The sequence below is a fragment of the Arthrobacter ginkgonis genome, assembly GCF_039540195.1.
GTDB lineage: Bacteria > Actinomycetota > Actinomycetes > Actinomycetales > Micrococcaceae > Zafaria > Zafaria ginkgonis.
Genome location: NZ_BAABEO010000017.1, coordinates 145112 through 162066 on the forward strand (window position 1 = coordinate 145112; position 16955 = coordinate 162066).

Genomic DNA, 16955 nt, shown 5'->3' on the forward strand with positions numbered 1-16955 from the left:
GACCCGGTCCCGCGGTGTACATTCCGAGCAATTGTTTGGGGACAATTACTGGGGGAATTCTGATGGACCACTATGCCCTGCTCGGGGTGGAACCCGATGCCCAGGCGGATGAAATCGACCAAGCGGCCCGCCATGCCTTGTGGCGGCCGGCCCTGACGCGCGAGGAGGCGGCCAGGATCAGCCGGGCCTGGTTCGCGTTGCGCGATCCGGCCCGCCGGCGCGACTACGACGCCGGAATCACGGACTTCGCCCCTCCGACACTGGAGGCCGGCGATGCGCACTGACACCGGTTCACCCGCCGTCCGCGCCGCAGCGATCGCGAACCCCCTGCCCGGCGGGCTCGTGGAAAGCCTCGGTCCGGACCTGAGGTGGCTGCGGTTCGTGGCCGGAGCGGCCGCCGCCCTGCTGGCGCTTGCCGGCTTCGCCCTGGCCGGCCTGATGCCCGATCCGTGGAGCGCCTCCACGCAAGGGCCGCCGGCATGGCTCGGCTTCCGGTCGAGCCTGGGCCTGCCGGAGCGCGCCGAGCCTTGGCTGCTGCCCTTGGCCGTGGCGCTGGCCACCGGTCTGCTGGCGACGGGCGCGGCCCTGGCCCTGCCGGTCCGTTCCGTTTCGCGGCGCGTGGCCTTGCGTCCCGTCCACGGACACCGCCGCAGCCCTTCGGGCGCCGGACCGGCGGCCAAACGCACGGGCGCCGCGGGCACCGCCGCGGCGCTGGAATCGCTGGTGGCCGTGCCGGGAACGCGCATCTTCCACGGGCTGCGCATCCCCGGAGAACCGGACATCCACGTGGACCACGCGGTCCTCAACGGCGGGAGGCTGGTCCTGGTCGAGTCGGTGGTCTGGCCGCCCGGCAAGTACCGCTGGGTCAATGACCGTGAGATGGGCCAGGCCTCGTCCCGGAGGACCAACGTCCGGCCGGTCCGCGTGGCCGACCTGCACGGGAACCGGACCGTGGCGAAGCTGTGCAAGGAACTCCGCGTGCAGATCGCGGTGTGGCCGGAATCCTCTGGGACCGTCGAGTTCACCCCGGGCGAGGAGGTCTCCCCCGGCGGCGTGCACGTCGGTGGGGCCGGCGAATCGGTGGCGGCGATCCGTGCCTGGCTGGCCGCGGGCGAGTTGGCCGGGCATGTGGACCGGGCCATCGTCGCCCGGTTGCGCCGGATGCTCGAGTAGCCGCCCCTGGGGCCCGGGGCCGGCTGGCGGACGTGCCGTCGCCCACCGGCCGGTACACGCCCTGCCGGCTCCGGACCCGTGGTTGAGGCGTGCGGTTCAGGCAGGCACCGGAACCGCGGGACGGACGGGCAGCGCCACAACCGTCCAGCGCATGAAGAACTGCGTCAGCGGGCCGATCAGCAGCGCGTACGCCACCGTTCCGACCCCCACCGGCCCGCCCAGCAGCCATCCGGCGAGCAGGACGGTGGCCTCCAGTCCGGTGCGGATCAGCCTCAGGCTCACGCCGGTGCGCAGGTGGAGCCCCGTCATGAGGCCGTCGCGCGGACCCGCGCCCAACTGGCTGCCGATGTAGAGCGCGCCGCCGAGCCCGTTGGCCACCAGCGCCACCGCGAAGAGGCCCGTCCGCGCCGGGAGACCCTCGAATGCGGGGAGCACCGCCAGCGTGAGGTCCATTGCGATCCCGAGCCAGAGGACGTTCGCCACCGTTCCGAGACCGGGCCACTGGCGCAGCGGGATCCAGAGCAGGAGCACGACGGCACCCACCAGGACCACCAGGGTCCCCAGGCTCAGGCCGGTGTGCAGGGCCAGTCCGTAGTGGAACACGCCCCACGGCTCCAGCCCCACCCCGGCCCGCACGAAGCAGGCCGCTGCGGCGCCGTAGAGGGTCAGTCCGATGAAGAGGCGGACCAGGCGCAGCGGCAGGCGCCCGGCGCGCACCTGCCCCCAGGAGGTGAGGTTGGCCAGGGCGGGGGAAGCGGAAGTCGAGGGAACCATACGGCCATCCTCCGCCGGATTGGCCTTTGAAAAAATAGCCAATTCGGAGAGACTGGCCTCATGGCCCCTACCCGAACCCTCTCCGCCTCAGGACTGCGCCGCATGCTCGGCTCCCCGCACGGGGATGGCCCCGCCTACGCCTGGCTGGCCTCCGGAATCAGGAACCTGGTCGCCAACGGGCGGGTCCTGCACGGCACCACGCTGCCCAGCGAGCGCGAGCTCACCACGGCCCTTGGCCTGAGCCGCACCACCGTCTCGCGGGCCTACGCCGAGCTGCGCGACCGCGGCTTCGCCGCCGCCCGGCAGGGTTCGGGCACGGTGGTCCAGATCCCCGGCGGCCCCGCGGCCGGAGGCTCCGAACCACTGCCGCTGGGAGGCTTCGGACCGGCCGAGGGCAGCACCGCCGTCGACCTCACCTGCGCCGCGCCCGCCGCTCCGGAAGGCCTGGCCGACGTGTTCCAGGCGGCGCTGGACCGCCTGCCGGCCTACATCGGCGGAATGGGCTACTTCCCGCTGGGCCTGCCCGGGCTGCGCGAGGCGATCGCCGAGCGCTACACCCAGCGCGGCGCCGCCACCTCCCCCGACCAGATCATCGTCACCAGCGGCGCGCTGGCCGGCATCGCGGCGATCATCCGCGCCGTACTCCCGCCCGGGGCCCGGGTGCTCGCCGAAAGCCCGACCTACCCGAACTCGGTGGTCTCGCTGCGCCACCACGGGGCACGCGTGGCGCCGGTGCCGATCGGCACCGAGGGGACGGACCTGGACGCGGTCACCCGCGCACTGGACGCCGTCCGCCCCGCCGCCATGCTGTGCCTTCCCGACTTCCACAACCCCACGGGAACGCTGGTGGACGACGCCGGCCGCGAACGCTGGGCGCGCGAACTCGCCGAGCGCGGGAGCATCGGGATCGTGGACGAGACCTCCGCGGAACTGTGGTGGGACCGCGCCCCCGAAACATGGCCGATGGCGGCGTTCTCCGACACCGTCGTCAGCGTGGGGTCGGCCAGCAAGTCCCACTGGGGCGGGCTGCGGCTGGGGTGGATCCGCGCCCCGCACGCGCTGGTGAACGGACTGGCCCGGGTGCGGATGACCCTGGACCTGGGCGCCCCGGTGCTGGAACAACTGGTGCTGGAGGACCTCTTGCGCGAGCGTCCGGGACTGCATCCGCAGGCGCGGGCCGCCGGACGCGCCAACCGCGACTGGCTGCATTCCACGCTGGCTGCGGCCTTGCCGGGATGGCGGGCCGAGGTGCCCGCCGGCGGGTTGTCGCTGTGGTGGAACCTGCCCGCCCCGCGCTCGACCGCGCTGGCCACGGCGGCCGGGCGCCACGGGGTGCTGCTGGCACCCGGTTCCGCGTTCGCCGTCGAGGACCACGGCCTGGAGCATTGGATCCGCACCCCGTTCGCGCTGCCGCCGGCGGAGCTGGAACGGGCGGTTCCGGGGATCGTCGCGGCGTGGTCCGAGGTGGCCCCCTAGCTGCCGCCGGGCACACGTCCGCCCCTTGCAGGTGCTGCGCCAGCCGCCGCCTGCGGGCTGAATTGGGCAAATGCGTTTATGCACAGGTCTAGTCACGCTGCAATCAAAATTGTATGTTTCCTGTGGGTCGCGTCACAACGGCGTGATGGCGGCCCCCTCGCACCACGGGCTCGGCAACGGTTCACTCACTTATGCACTCAGCAGTTCACTCGGCAGTCCACGCAGCACTGCACTCAACGATGAGGAGATTGAATTGGCACTTGATCAGGCAACCCTCGCATTCCTCCAGGCCGGCGCGGAAGCCGCCGGCCCCAACGCCCTTCCGATGTGGAAGATGACCCCCGCCGACGCGCGCGCCGCGGCCGCGGCCCTGAACGCCGGCTTCGGCAGCGGCCCGGCGATGCACGCCACCGAGGAGCACCGGCTCACCGGCTGGGACGGAGGCACGTTCCGCATCCGCGTCCACGTTCCCACCCCCGCGCCGCACTCGGTCTTCGTCTACCTGCACGGCGGCGGCTGGGTGCTCGGCGATCTGGAGGGCTACGACACGCTCGGGCGCCAGCTGGCGGACAAGTCCGGGGCCGCCGTCGTGCTGGTCGAGTACCGCAAGGCGCCGGAGCACCGCTTTCCGGCCGCGGTGGAGGATGCTTGGACCGCCCTGCAGTGGGCGGCTGACAATGCCAAGCGCCTGGCGGGCCCGGGGGCCCCGCTGTTTGTCGGCGGGGACAGCGCCGGCGGGAACCTCAGCGCCGTCATGGCGCTGCGGGCCAAGGAGCGCGGCGGTCCAGCGATCGCACGCCAGTTCCTGATCCACCCGGTCACGGACGCCGATTTCAGCCGCGGCAGCTACGCGGACCCGGCGAACCAGGCGCTCCTGACCGGCGAGTTCATGGAGTGGTTCTGGAACCATTACGTCCCGGACTCCCAGCACCGCACCCACCCCGAGGCCTCGCCGCTGCGCGCGGCGGACCTGACCGGCCTGGCGCCGGCGTTCGTGGTGACCGCCGAACACGATGTGCTGCGCGACGAGGGCGAGGACTACGCCGAACGCCTGCTCCGGGCCGGAAACGACGTCGAGTTCCACCGCTGGCCCGGGCAGATGCACGGCTTCTTCTCGATGGTCAACCTGCTGCCGGCGAGCGCGGACGTGATGGACCTGGTCGCGGGCGCCGTGCACGACGACGTCGCGGACGCCTTGGATGCGCGCCTGGCGGCCCTGCACGCGGACGCCTGACCCGTCCACCCGCATTCGGGCGGACGGGCAGACGGGCGGACGGGCGGACGGGCGGACGGGCGGACGGGCGGACGGGCGGACGGGCAGAGCCTTGTGTGACATGGCCTAGTGTTAAAGGCCATGAACAGACGAGACGCAGCCATCGCCCTGGATATCCCGCTGGAGATGGCCAAGCGCCATGGCATCCCCCCGCGCATGAGCGAAGCGGAGCTTGCCGCGCTGCAGGCCGATCCCCCGGCCTGGCTGGTCCAGTCCCGCGCCAACCGCGAGGGCAAGCGCCCGGTGTGGGTCCACCTGACCTGCGCCGTCTGCGGCTTCGCCGAGGCGGCCCGGCCGAAGAAGTGGTGGCCGGAGTTCGACTTCGTCCATTGCGAGCACCACACCGCCGGCGACCTGCCGCCTGTCCCGGAGGGCCGGGTCCGGTGCGAGTACGAGCAGATCGGCACCCGCCTGGTGGGGGTCGTCGACGAGGCGGTCCGGGCCGACTGACAGAGCCGGCACCCGCCGTCGCGCGGCCGGGGTTAGGCCCGTGCGTCAGGCGCGGGCTGCGGCCCAGGCGTCGATCTCCGCCAGCAGCTGCGCCTTCCGCCCGGCCGGGGCGAAGGAGCCGCTGATCGAGTTCCGGGCGACCAGTTCCAGCTGTTCCTCGCCCAGGCCCAGCGCGTCGGCGACGGCGGTGAAGTTGTCCGCCACGTAGCCGCCGAAGTAGGCGGGGTCGTCGGAGTTCACGGTGACCATCAGGTCCTCGCGCAGCATGGCCGGGAGCGGATGGTCGGCGAGGTCGGACACGACGCCCAGGCGCAGGTTGGACAGCGGGCACACGGTCAGCGGGATCCGTTCGGCGCGCAGCCGCGCCACCATTTCGGCGCTTTCCATGCAGCGCACCCCGTGGTCGATGCGCTCGACGTGCAGCAGGTCAAGGGCCTGTTCGATGTACTCGACGGGGCCCTCCTCCCCGGCGTGCGCCACCACGTGCAGCCCCAGGGCGCGGGCCGCGGCGAAGACGCCCTCGAAGAGGGAGGGCGGGAAGCCCACCTCCGCCGAATCCAGCCCGACGCCGATCAGGTCGCTGGCGCGGTGCCGCACCGACTCCAGCGTCTCGGCCGCCTCGGCGACCGGGCGGTCGCGCAGGAAACACAGGATCAGCCCGCCGGTCAGGTCCTCCCCGGCGGCCACGCGGGCGAACCCGGCGAGCAGTCCGTCGATCACGGTGTCCACGGGCACCCCGCGGGAGGTGTGGGCCTGCGGGTCGAAGAACATCTCCACGTGCCGCACGCCCTGGCCGACGGCGGTGCGCAGGTACGTCTCACACAGCTCGGCGAAGTCCTCCTCGGTGCGCAGCGCGGCCATGCACTCGTAGTAGACGTTCAGGAAGGACACCAGGTCTGTGAACGCGTAGCGGGCCCGCAGTTCCTCGACGTCCGCGTACGGCAGCTTGACCCCGTTGCGGGCAGCCATCCGGAAGGCCGCCTCCGGTTCGAGCGTGCCCTCGATGTGCAGGTGCAGCTCGGCCTTGGGCAGGGCGGCATAGCGTTCGGCGGGTGCGGGGGTCGTGGGCATGGAGGTCCTTCCGGGTGGGCCGGGTTGCGGCACGCGTGGGTCCCGCCGGCAGGGTCGCGCCGGGGAACGGCCTTTCAGCCTACTGGAGTGCGACGGCGGCCGCGCGGACCGCGCATCCGGCAGGACCGGCGGATGGAAATTCCCCTAGGTCCCGAATTCCGCGTCGGGATCGAGGCGGCGATCAGGGCGCAGACCATCGACGCGGCCTGGCAACTCTTCTCGGACCACGAAGTCGGTTCGCTGGAGCCCGGGAAACTGGCGGACCTCGTCGTCCTGGACTCGGATCCGCTGCAACTGTCTCCGGAAAAGGTCGGCAGCATCGCCGTGCTGGAAACGTGGCTGGGCGGACGGCGGGTGCCGGTGGGGGGCTAAGGGCCTCCCGTCAGACTCCCCGCACCCCGTTCCGCCCCGATCCCGCCGGCGACTGCGCCTCATCGAGTCCCAGCCGCCGGCGGTCGCGCTGCTGGTTGACGAAGGCCAGGGCCAGCACGCCGAACCCGAGCATCAGGCCCCCGGCCAGCCCGAAGGCCAGGGTGTAACCTGCGGCGGCAGTCGCGGCGCCGCCGATCAGGAAGCCGGATACGGCAGGGGCGAAAATGCCGGCACTGGTCAGCACTGCGTTGGCGATGGCGAGGTTTGCTCCGCGCCGGGCCACCGTGGTCAGCTCGGCGACAATGAGCAGGGTGATGGCGAATAGGGCCGGGGCAGTCCCAAATCCAAAGACCATCAGCGCAATGGACGCTGCCGGTGAGGCGGTCATGGTCGCGGCCAGCAGCATCGCCCCGGCAAAGACGGCAGCACCTCCGAGGACATAGGTCCTGGCCTTGCGGGTGGGCAGGCCCCTGAGGTGCAGGTGCTGCGTCAGGGCGCTCAGGCCGACCGTGGCGACGGCGCCCCAGGCCGCCGGCAGCGCGATCAGGCTTCCGGATTCCTGCGCGCTGAACCCCAGGACGTCCTGGAAGTAGGCCGGCCCCCAGGACATGGCCAGGGTGAAGGTCCAGTAGGCGAAGAACGAGGCCAGCACGGCGAAGATCCAGCTCGGCGTCAGGATGGTCCGGAGGTAGCTGACATTCCGTTCCCGGGCGATCGGCGCCGCCGCGAGATCCGCGGAGGGATCGCCTCCGCCGTCGAGCTCGCGTTCGTCCCCGGCGCTGGCATACGGTCCCTCCTTTCCCGCCACGGCCCAAAAGAGGGCCCACAAAATGCCAATCACCGCGAGGAGCGCGAAGGCCATGCGCCACCCGAACTGGCCTATGACCCAGGCAAGGATCGGCGCAAAGACCAGGATTCCCAGGGTCACTCCCGACGCGGCCAGCGCGGCAGGGGTGGCGACCTTCTTCTGCGGGAACCATTTGTAGAGTCCGTGCACCATCACCGGAGCCAGGGGTCCTTCGCCCGCGCCCAGCAGCAGGCGGCTGGCCCAGAGCGCCGGAAGCGAGGCGAACAGCAGCATCGGCACCTGGGCAACGGACCAGAGCAGGCACAGAACCAGCAGGATCCACTTGCTGGGCACCCTGTTCACGATGGGCGCGGCCGCAAGCTGCGCAATGCCGAAGGTGAGGAACATTGCGCTGCTCACCAGGCCGAACTGCTCCGGACTCATGCCCAGGTCCTCCATCAGGGGCACCGCAGCAATGCCCAGGACCGCCTTGTCCGCCCAACTGAGCATCATCAGGAACAGCAGGGCCACGGTGATGAACCACCCGTAGCGGTTCCGCCGCGCGGCGGACCAGCGGCGGGGGTCTCCGCGGTCCTGCGTGGGTTGGGGGGACGGGTTGCTCATGCGCGGTTGCCAGACGGTCGAGGAGGGCGGCCGTTTGCGCCGCCTCCGCACACCCATCATCCCGTGCCCCTCACGGAAAAAGGAGAGTGGCGGCCTATTGGCCTTCACCCCCATCGCAATCAGCGCCTTGGCCGAGTACGGCTATACTCCGTTCCCATGACCCAGGTCACAGTCACCCCTGGCCGCCCGGCCGGCGACCTTCCCCCCGCCACCACGACGCGCTTCTCCACGGCCCGCGTCCCGCGGGCCGACCGCCTGCCGCTGTGGGAGGACTACAACAGCAGGTCGCTGCTGCAAATCTCCTGCAACACCCTGGCCAGCGGCTCACTGCTGGCGGCCCAGCAGAATCTGCACCTGCCGCGACTGAACCTGACCGAAATCCGGGCGAACGACCACGTGGTGGAGCGCTCCGCGCGCGACATCCGCACCGCCCCGACGGACACCGTCCTGCTGTGCCTGCTGCTGGAAGGCCGGGCGTTCCACCACGCCCCCGAACAGACCCTTGCCCTGGAGGCCGGGGACGTACTGCTCTACGCGTCGGACCAACCCTTCCTCTACGGGTTCGGCACCAATATGCGGCAGGTGATCGCCGAGGTGCCCCGAACGCTCTTCGCCGACCTGATGGACAACGCGAGGCCAGGCGGCGGCCCGGACCCGCTGGCAACGGAACTGCGCCGCGGGCGCCCGCCGCAGGCCCGGGTCCTGCGTGCCGGCGCGGCCTCAGGCGGGGCGCGGTCCCGCAAGGCACAACCGACCGGCAACGCCATCGCCCACACCCTGGTCCGCACCATCCAGGACGCCCTGTCGGCACCGCCGCACGACGTGCGCCGACTGGAGGACACCACCCTGGACCTGTTCGCCCTTCTGGCGGGCGCCCAACCGGCCAGCACGGCAGGACACATGCTGGCTGCGCGCGAGCACGTCCGTACCCATCTGGCGGATCCGGAGCTCGGCCCGGGAAGCATTGCCCGCGCCGTCGGCCTCAGCGAACGGCACCTGTCCCGGTTGTTCGCGGCCGACGGCACAACGGTCGCCGAATACATGCTCTCGGCCCGATTGGCCCACGCCCGCGCACGCCTCAAGGACCCAGCCGAGGCCGCGACGCCGATCGGGGACATTGCGCGCACCACCGGTTTCGCGTCGGCCGCGCATTTCTCGCGAACCTTCAAGGCGGCCTTCGGGATGAGCCCGCGGGATGTGCGCGCCGCCGGCGCCGGCTGAGCGCCAGCGCCTGACTGCCCGATCGCGGATTCGCCGGTTACCGGTTTGCCGGTTTGCCGGTTACAGCTTTGCTCCCGGCGGACGTCCCGCTTGCCCGTTTCCGCCACCGCGCTCCACCGACCGCACCCGCAGCCAAGATGAGATGCACGTCACATCGACTCAACGGCTGCAACCCCAGGAGCGCACCATGTCCCAAACCCTCACCGAAACCGCCGGCCGGCTGCACGTCAGCGGCGAAGTCCCGGCCCTGCTGGAGCGCCTCGCGGAGATCACCCCGCTGCTCTCCTCCCAGGCCGCACTCAACGAGGAGCTCGGCCACCTCACCGACGTGTCGGCCCGGGCCCTGCATGAGGCCGGCGTCTTCCTCCTGGGCATCCCCCGCGAGCTGGGAGGCTACGAGGCCTCCCCTCGACAGGTGATCGAGGTCATCGAGAAGCTGTCCTACGCGGACGCCTCCACCGGCTGGGCCGTCATGGCCCTGCAGATGATCACCGGCACCACCGCCGCCTACCAGGGCGCCGAGGCCACGGCCGAGCTCTTCGCGGACGGCAACTACCACCTGATGGCCGGCCAGGGCACCCGCTTGGGCACCGCCAAGAAGGTCGACGGCGGCTACCTGCTGACCGGCACGTGGAGCTTCGCCTCCGGCCTGCCCCATGCCAGCCACATCCACACCGCGGGGCTGGTCCAGGAGACCGGGCAGGCGCTGATCTTCACGTTCCCCAAGGAGCAGGCGACGATCGTCGACAACTGGGACGTCATGGGCCTGAAGGCCACCGGCAGCATCGACTACAGCACCCAGGACCTCTTTGTCCCCGAGGCCTACACCTACGACGTCGCCACCAAGGAGTCCGTCCATGGCGGCGCCCTCTACCGCATGGGCCTGGCCAACATGTCCGGGATCAACCACGCCGGATGGGCCCTCGGCGTCGGACGCCGCATGCTGGACGAACTGCGCACGCTGGCCCGGAAGAAGTCCGGCACCCCCGGCGCCAGCGTCGACACGGACCAGTTTGCCGCCGAATACGCCAAGGCGGAGGCCACGCTGCGCTCGGCCCGCGCGTTCGTCTTGGACGTCTGGGCCGGCAACGAGGCCACCCTCGACGCTGGCGGACTGCTCTCCACGGAGCAGGAGACCCTGACCCGGCTGGCCCTGAACAACGCCACCTGGTCGGCGCACGAGGTCTGCATGGTGGTCTACAAGTGGGCCGCCACCGCGGCCCTGCGCGAGGGCGACCTGCAGCGCTTCTTCCGCGACATGCATGCCGGAACCCAGCATATGACCAGCGGACCCGTTGTCCTGCAGGGCTGCGGCCGCGTGCTTTCCGGCCTGGCGAAGGACTCCCAGTGGGTCTTCTTCTCCCTGGTGGGCCAGGAATGAGCGCCCCCGAGCGGGTCCACCGCGTCGCGCCGGTCGACGGGGCCGCCGCGGACATGCTTCCCGCGAACGAGTTCAAGGCGGCCTTCCGCAACCATCCGGGCGGCGTCGCCGTCATCACGGCCGACGCCGGCAACGGCCCGGTCGGCCTGACCGCCAGTTCCGTCATCTCGGTCTCCGCGAATCCCCCGCTGCTGTGTTTCTCGCTCTCGGCGTTCTCCTCGGCGGCGGAGGCCTTGGCGAAAGCGGACACCGTGGTGGTGCACCTGATCGACACCGGCCAGCTGGGAACCGCCAAGCGGTTCGCCACCGGCGGGATCGACCGCTTCGCGGACCCGGGCAGCTGGACCCGCCTGACCACCGGCGAACCGGTGCTCACCTCTGCCCCCACGTGGCTGCGGGGCCGGATCGTCAACCGCATGGAGGCCGGGGACTCGATCGTCGTCGCCGCCCAGGTCCTGCAGGTCCAGGTGCCGGAACGGATCCCGGATCCGCTCGTCTACCACAACCGCACCTGGCACCGGCTCGGCAACCACTCCGCCATCGGCTAGGCCGGACCGGCAACCGCACCGGACCGGCTTCTGCATCGAATCGGCAGCCCGGCCCCCACCATCGAAGGAGAACAACCTATGGCACTCGATCAGGCAACGCTGAAATTCCTCGCCGGCATGGCGGAAGCCGGAGGTCCCGCGGCGAAGCCGCTCTGGGAACTCAGTCCCGCCGAGGCCCGCATCGCCAGCGGCGGGCTCAAGGAGCTCTACGGCCCCGGACCCGAAGTCCGCAGCTCCACCGACCACGTCCTGACGGGGCACGATGGCGGGACGTTCCGTGTGCGCGTCCTGCTGCCCACCGAGGAGCCCACAGCGGTGGTCCTGTACCTGCACGGCGGCGGCTGGGTCCTGGAGGACCTTGACGGATACGACACGCTGGGCCGGCAGCTCGCGCAAAAGTCCGGAGCCGCCGTCGTGCTGGCCGAATACCGCAAGGCGCCCGAGCATCCGTTCCCGGTCCCCGTGGAGGATGCCTGGACCGCGCTGGAATGGACCGCGGCGCACGCCACGAAACTTGCCGGCGGGACGGCGCCCCTGTTCGTGGCCGGCGATTCGGCGGGCGGAACCCTGGCCGCCGTCGTGGCCCGGCGCGCCCGTGATGCCGACGGCCCGGAGCTGGCGGGCCAGATCCTCGTCTACCCTGCCACCGACGCCGACCTCGGGCGTCCCTCCTACTCCGAGCCGGAGAACCAGACCTTCCTGACCACCGAGTTCATGCAGTGGTTCTGGGACCACTACCTCCCGGATCCAGCCAAGCGGAGCGCCCCGGACGCCTCCCCGCTGCGCGCCGAGTCGCTGGCGGGCCTGCCGCCGGCGCTGGTCATCACCGGCGAGCACGACGTACTGCGCGACGAGGGCGAGGCCTATGCGGAGCGCCTGCGCGCGGAACACGTCGCCGTGGAGCACCACCGCTGGGCCGGGCAGATGCACGCGTTCTTCTCGCTGGTGAACGTGTTGCCCGCGAGTGCGGAGGCCCTGGAACTGGTTGCGGGGAAGATCCGGGACGGCTCGTTCGCCCCGAACTGAGGATCCCGGCGAACGACGGCGGCCGGTCGCCGCCGTCGTTCGCCGGCGGTGCGCGCAATGGTGGTCATTTCCAAACCAGCCCCTCGGTGGCCACCGGTTCCGGCAGGAAGCCGAGGTCCGCCATCAGGTCTGCAGCCTCGGTCAGGGCCGTGGCGTCAAGCCGGTTGCTGAAGTGCGGCAGGCGCATGGCTTCGGCCGTCTCCGGCTTGAGCTTGCCGTATTTGACCAGGACCCTCCGGACCTCGTCGGGATCATTGGCGGCAATGTCGCTGGCCTTGCCGAGGGCGGAAACGAATTTCCTCACGATGGCCGGATTCTTGTCAATGAACGGCCCTGCGGCGAAGACGAGCCCATAGGTGGCCTCGTGCTTGAAGGCTGTCGTATACGGGTAGGCGATCGTCCTGTTTCCCAGGCTGGCACCGGCCGCGACGAAGGGTTCAACCAGCGATGCCGCATCGACTCGGCCGCCAGCCACCGCCTGGGCCATCTCCGGCAGCGGCATGGCCACGAAGCTGACTTTGGCCGGATCCCCGCCGTCTTCGCGGACGGAGGCCGCGGCCGCGACATGGATGATCGAGTTCAGTGCGTTGACGGCGACGACCTTACCTTCCAGGTCACGCGGACGGTTGATGCTGCTGCCGGCCGCCACCATCAGCGCCGAGGCATCGTCGGCCGGTCCCGTACCCGTATCGGCCGAGTTGGCGACGGCCTTGAGCGGCAGGCCCTTCTGGGTGGCCGTCAGGAACGGAGTCTGCGCCGAGGTGCCGAAGTGGAGTTGGCCGTTGATTACGGCGGGTGCGATGGCCGCCGCGTTCTGCATGACCTGGGCCTTGACCGTCAGGCCTTCCTCGGCGAACAACCCGGTGTCGATGGCGATATATACGGGCGCAAAGTCGGCGACGGGAATGACCCCGACCCGAATGACGTCGTGCTCGCCGACCGTCACGGCGCTGCCTTGGCCGACACCGCAGCCCGCAAGCGCCATCAGCAGGGCGACGGCCGCAGCGACGCCTGCCACCATCCTGGACCGATGGCTCCGACGGTGTTGTCCGGGGTGCTTTCCGGCTCTGTTGACTGAATGGGAGACAGACATGGGTGCTCGCTTCCGTCCGTGGTTCTAACGCGTTGTGGGGAGGTCGCCGGGACCGCTGTGCGGCCCCGGCGATGTCCGGGGAGGCCCGGCTAGACGGTCGAGTGCTGGCCCGTCATCATGGCCGCCAGGTCGTCCGGTTCAAGGAACGACGGCGGCGGGGGCGGGCCCCAGTTGAAGAGGCCCTGGGCGCCGTGGAAGGTTTCGGGCGTCCAGATCTCGTCCTCGGGGATGCAGTCCATGTCCGAGTAGTACTCGGAGAAGTTCCCGGCCGGGTCCTTCAGGTACCAGAAGAAGTTCGAGCCGGCGTGGTGGCGGCCCAGTCCCCAGATGTGGCGCTCGGGGTTCCCCTCGAGCATGGCCTTGGCGCCGCGGCCGACGTCGTCGATGTCGTCGACCTGCCAGGAGGTGTGGTGCAGGAAGTTCACCGGCGCGGCCATCGCCAGGACGTTGTGGTGGTCCACCGAGCAGCGCATGAAGGCGCCCTTCTCACCGATGTAGTCGGAGACCTTGAAGCCCAGGCCCTCGGTGAAGAAGCGCATGGTCGCAGCCAGGTCGGTGGTGCCGATGACGGTGTGCCCGAGCTTGCGCGGTTTGATCGGTTCGGTGCGCACCACCCCGGGCGCGCGGCCCCGCCGGTCGGTCCGACCGGGGCCGTTGTACGGGGTGGCAGGGGTCATCTCCTGCACGATCCGCGGAGCCACCTGGATCCGGGCCACGAACCCCGAGATCGGTTCCTGCGCGCTCAGCTCGGTGCCGTTGTGGTCCACGGGAACGCCCAGGCGCTGCAGCTGCAGCGTAATGCGGGCGACGTCGTCCTGGTCATCGACGCCGATGCCCAACTCGAGAAGCCGGCGGACAGGAGCGTGGACGATCTTGAGCTGTTCGCCGCCGTCGCGGGTGCCGAACGAGCCGTTGCCGAGGGGCTCGAGCCCGAAGTCGGTGTAGTACCGGATGGTCTCTTCGACGTTGGGCACCCCGATGGTGACCCGGGTCAGCCGGTGCAGTCCCATGACGGCCCCCTCACCGATCGCCCATGACGAAGCTCTGGTTCAGGTCGCCGATGCCCTCGACCCAGGACACCAGGTTCTCCCCTGCGCGCAGGAACCTTTGCGGGCTCCGGCCCAGGCCCACCCCGGCCGGCGTGCCGGTGAAGATCACGTCCCCGGGCAGCAGCGTGACGGTCTTCGACAGGGCCTCGATCAGCTGCGGGACGGAGAAGATCAGCTCGGAGGTGCGGGCCTTCTGGACCTGTTCGCCGTCGATGCTGCACCCCAGTTCCAGGTCGTCCGGGTCCGCGAACTCGTCAACGGTGACCAGCCAGGGACCGATCGGGGCGAAACCGGCGAAGGACTTGCCCAGCCCGAACTGCGGCGCCGGACCGGCCAGCTGGGACACGCGCTCGGAAAGGTCCTGGCCCACGGACAGGCCCGCCACGTGCTCCCAGGCCTGCGCGGCCGGGACGTTGGACGCCGTCTTGCCGATCACCGCGACCAGCTCGACCTCCCAGTCCGTGTTCCCGCCCGCCGGCAGGGTGACCGTGGTGTCCGGCCCGCTGATGCTGGTCACGAACTTGGTGAAGACCGGCGGCAACGTCTCCGGCTGCTCGAAGCCGGACTCCTTGGCATGCTCGGAATAGTTCAGCCCGATGGCCAGCACCTGCCGGGGCTCCGGCGACGGCGAACCCAGCCGCGCGCGCTCGATGGCGACGTCCCCGGCCGCCTGCGGCAGGGCTTCGGCCCAGGCCATGAACGCGGCCCAGTCCTTGTAGACGGACGGCAGGTCCGGACCGAAACGGCCCGCACTGGCGGCATGGACGTCCAGACCGGCCTCGTCGGATGTCAGGAGGACGGCCCGGCCGTCCAGGTTGGCGATACGCATAACTGCTCCTAGGGAAACTCGTGGAAGTGGGGAACGGATGGATTTTTGGGTACGGGGGTTACCGGCCCAGCGCCGCGGACAGCGCCGCCTTGAGGGCGGCGGCCGGCTGGAGGGTCGCGGACTTCTGCCGCCAGGCGATGAACCGGTCCGGCCGGACCAGCAGGCAGCCGTCGTCGGCAATTTCCCGCAGGCCGCTCCAGGTGCCCAGCACGTCGTCGTTGTCGCCGCGGACGCCGATCTGGGCCACGGCCAGTTCGACGCCCAGCTCCGCGGAGACGGCCGCCGCGGCCTCGCGCCAGGCTTGGTCGTCGAGGCCGGTGACCAGGGTGAAGCGGCCCTTGCCGACGACGTCCAGGGTGGAAATCGTTTCCGTGCCGCGCTGGAGCCAGGCGTGCGGGATCGAGGCCCCGGGCCTGGTGCTCGCCTGGTGGTAAAGGTCCGGATCCCGACCGGTCTGCGGCCAGGCGGTGCCGTCCTCGATGACGGCCACCGACGCGTAGCGCTGGCCCAGATCCATGCCGTGGGCGTTGAACTGGTAGTTCTGCAGCTGGACGGCCGCGGCGAGCTGCTCCCGGCGCCGGGCCGACTCCGCGGACGAAGCGAAGAGTTCCTTCAGGCTCGCCCAGCCATCCTCGCTGGACTGGCCCGGGGCGAACCCCAGCGCCTGGGAGATCGGGGCCATGTCCTGCACGCTCTTGAGCGCCCTATCCACGACCCGGCGGCCGACCGGCTGGCGCTCGGCCGTGTAGGTGTCCAGCAGCCCCTCCCCCGCCTCGCCCTTGACGACCATGGCCAGCTTCCAGGCCAGGTTGAAGGAGTCCTGGACCGAGGTGTTCGAACCCAGGCCGTTGGCCGGCGGGTGCCGGTGCGCGGCATCGCCGGCCAGGAAGACCCTGCCCTGCTGGTAGGACTGCGCGACCATGTGGTTGATCTGCCACTTAGAGACGGCCTTGATCCTCACCTCGATGTCGGGATCGCCGATGGTCATCCGGGCCCGCGCAATCAGGGATTCCTCGTCCAGGTCCGGCTCGCCCTCTGCCGGGTCGTACATGCACAGCAGCACCCACTCGGTGAAGGGCTTGACGTTGATCCAGGTCCCGGACCCGACCCAGAAGTCATTGCCCGGCTGGGCCATCCAATACAGCACGCCAGGCCGGTGGGCGCAGTATTTGGTCAGGTCCGCTTCCAGCCAGATGTTCAGCGCCGATCCCAAGCCGGTTTCGCCTTCCATGGCAAAGCCGAGCTGTTCGGCCACGGTGCTGCGGGCTCCGTCGGCGCCGACGGCGTACCTGGCCCGGATCGTCTCTTCGGCACCGGTGTCGCGGTGGCGCACGACGGCGGTGACGCCGTCGTCGTCCTGGGCAATGGAAACCAGCTCGGTGCTGAACCGGATATCGGCCCCGCGATCGCTGGCCGCCGCCAGGATCGCCGGCTCGAGCAGGTGCTGCGGCGCGTTGCACATGCTCGACGGGCTCGCCGCCTCGTAGTCGGCCTTGCGTTCGACTCCGGTGCCCCAGGTTTGCAGCCGGGCGATTTCCTGTCCGGCGAAGCTGGTGGCCCACACGTTGTTGGTCATGTAGCTGTTGGGGGTGGCCAGCTCGCGGATCCGGTCTTCGATTCCCAGGTCGCGGAACACCTCGACCGTGCGCTGGTTGGTGATGTGCGCCCGCGGCGAATTGGCCGTTCCGGAGTGCCGAGACACCGTCACGGCGTCCACCCCGTACGTGGCCAGCAAAGCGGACAGGGTCAGGCCCGCCGGGCCCGCACCGACCACAAGGACATCGGTCTGGATTGCCATCTCATGTGCC

The 16955-nt window shown here is 70.6% G+C and carries 17 protein-coding genes; 10 read left to right on the forward strand and 7 right to left on the reverse strand.

Annotated features, from left to right (window positions below; translation table 11 throughout):
• The first annotated feature begins 62 nt into the window (after positions 1-62).
• Positions 63-284 (forward strand): hypothetical protein, encoded by a 222-nt coding sequence (locus ABD912_RS12585; RefSeq protein ID WP_345151209.1) that lies wholly within the window; start codon positions 63-65, stop codon positions 282-284.
• Positions 274-1173: a hypothetical protein gene (locus ABD912_RS12590; protein ID WP_345151210.1), complete on the forward strand. Its 900-nt coding sequence runs from the start codon at positions 274-276 to the stop codon at positions 1171-1173. Before ABD912_RS12585 ends, ABD912_RS12590 begins: the two co-directional genes overlap by 11 nt.
• A 96-nt stretch (positions 1174-1269) precedes the next feature.
• Here the strand turns inward: ABD912_RS12590 and yczE are convergent, their stop codons facing one another.
• On the reverse strand, positions 1270-1947 hold the full coding sequence (gene yczE, locus ABD912_RS12595; RefSeq protein WP_345151211.1) for a membrane protein YczE: 678 nt from the start codon (positions 1945-1947) through the stop codon (positions 1270-1272).
• Between the two features lie 60 nt (positions 1948-2007).
• On the opposite strand from yczE, the gene yczR reads away from it, so the two are divergent.
• The 3 genes from yczR to ABD912_RS12610 all read left to right on the forward strand — a co-directional run bounded on the left by yczR (position 2008) and on the right by ABD912_RS12610 (position 5146).
• Positions 2008-3423 (forward strand): MocR-like transcription factor YczR, encoded by a 1416-nt coding sequence (gene yczR / locus ABD912_RS12600; RefSeq protein ID WP_345151212.1) that lies wholly within the window; start codon positions 2008-2010, stop codon positions 3421-3423.
• A 253-nt stretch (positions 3424-3676) separates the two neighbouring features.
• Positions 3677-4657: an alpha/beta hydrolase gene (locus tag ABD912_RS12605; protein ID WP_345151213.1), complete on the forward strand. Its 981-nt coding sequence runs from the start codon at positions 3677-3679 to the stop codon at positions 4655-4657.
• Positions 4658-4777: 120 nt separating this feature from the next.
• The gene (locus ABD912_RS12610) at positions 4778-5146 is read left to right on the forward strand and encodes a hypothetical protein (RefSeq protein ID WP_345151214.1); all 369 of its coding nucleotides are present in this window, start codon (positions 4778-4780) and stop codon (positions 5144-5146) included.
• A gap of 45 nt (positions 5147-5191) precedes the next feature.
• Here the strand turns inward: ABD912_RS12610 and ABD912_RS12615 are convergent, their stop codons facing one another.
• Positions 5192-6217, reverse strand: a complete 1026-nt coding sequence (locus tag ABD912_RS12615; protein WP_345151215.1) for an adenosine deaminase — start codon at positions 6215-6217, stop codon at positions 5192-5194.
• A gap of 132 nt (positions 6218-6349) precedes the next feature.
• Between ABD912_RS12615 and ABD912_RS12620 the strand changes: the two genes are divergently transcribed.
• Positions 6350-6589: an amidohydrolase family protein gene (locus ABD912_RS12620; RefSeq protein ID WP_425548063.1), complete on the forward strand. Its 240-nt coding sequence runs from the start codon at positions 6350-6352 to the stop codon at positions 6587-6589.
• A gap of 10 nt (positions 6590-6599) precedes the next feature.
• Here ABD912_RS12620 and ABD912_RS12625 read toward each other — a convergent pair whose 3' ends face one another.
• The gene (locus ABD912_RS12625; protein WP_345151218.1) at positions 6600-8000 is read right to left on the reverse strand and encodes an MFS transporter; all 1401 of its coding nucleotides are present in this window, start codon (positions 7998-8000) and stop codon (positions 6600-6602) included.
• A 156-nt stretch (positions 8001-8156) separates the two neighbouring features.
• Between ABD912_RS12625 and ABD912_RS12630 the strand changes: the two genes are divergently transcribed.
• The 4 genes from ABD912_RS12630 to ABD912_RS12645 all read left to right on the forward strand — a co-directional run bounded on the left by ABD912_RS12630 (position 8157) and on the right by ABD912_RS12645 (position 12176).
• Positions 8157-9221, forward strand: coding sequence for a helix-turn-helix transcriptional regulator (locus ABD912_RS12630; protein ID WP_345151220.1), 1065 nt, complete (start codon positions 8157-8159; stop codon positions 9219-9221).
• Between the two features lie 187 nt (positions 9222-9408).
• On the forward strand, positions 9409-10602 hold the full coding sequence (locus ABD912_RS12635; protein WP_345151222.1) for an acyl-CoA dehydrogenase family protein: 1194 nt from the start codon (positions 9409-9411) through the stop codon (positions 10600-10602).
• Positions 10599-11150, forward strand: coding sequence for a flavin reductase family protein (locus ABD912_RS12640; protein ID WP_345151224.1), 552 nt, complete (start codon positions 10599-10601; stop codon positions 11148-11150). The genes ABD912_RS12635 and ABD912_RS12640 overlap by 4 nt, the downstream gene beginning before the upstream one ends.
• A 78-nt stretch (positions 11151-11228) precedes the next feature.
• Positions 11229-12176 (forward strand): alpha/beta hydrolase, encoded by a 948-nt coding sequence (locus ABD912_RS12645; RefSeq protein ID WP_345151225.1) that lies wholly within the window; start codon positions 11229-11231, stop codon positions 12174-12176.
• A 64-nt stretch (positions 12177-12240) separates the two neighbouring features.
• On the opposite strand, the gene ABD912_RS12650 is transcribed toward ABD912_RS12645, so the two are convergent.
• From ABD912_RS12650 to ABD912_RS12665, 4 genes are all read right to left on the reverse strand, one after another.
• Entirely contained in the window at positions 12241-13194 is a 954-nt protein-coding gene (locus ABD912_RS12650; protein WP_345151226.1) for an ABC transporter substrate-binding protein, read from the reverse strand.
• A 164-nt stretch (positions 13195-13358) separates the two neighbouring features.
• A complete protein-coding gene (locus ABD912_RS12655; protein WP_345151228.1) occupies positions 13359-14279 on the reverse strand; it encodes a VOC family protein in 921 nt (306 codons plus the stop codon).
• 10 nt (positions 14280-14289) lie between these two features.
• Positions 14290-15147: a fumarylacetoacetate hydrolase family protein gene (locus ABD912_RS12660; protein WP_345151230.1), complete on the reverse strand. Its 858-nt coding sequence runs from the start codon at positions 15145-15147 to the stop codon at positions 14290-14292.
• Positions 15148-15205: 58 nt separating this feature from the next.
• A complete protein-coding gene (locus tag ABD912_RS12665; RefSeq protein ID WP_345151231.1) occupies positions 15206-16945 on the reverse strand; it encodes an FAD-dependent oxidoreductase in 1740 nt (579 codons plus the stop codon).
• Positions 16946-16955: the final 10 nt, after the last annotated feature.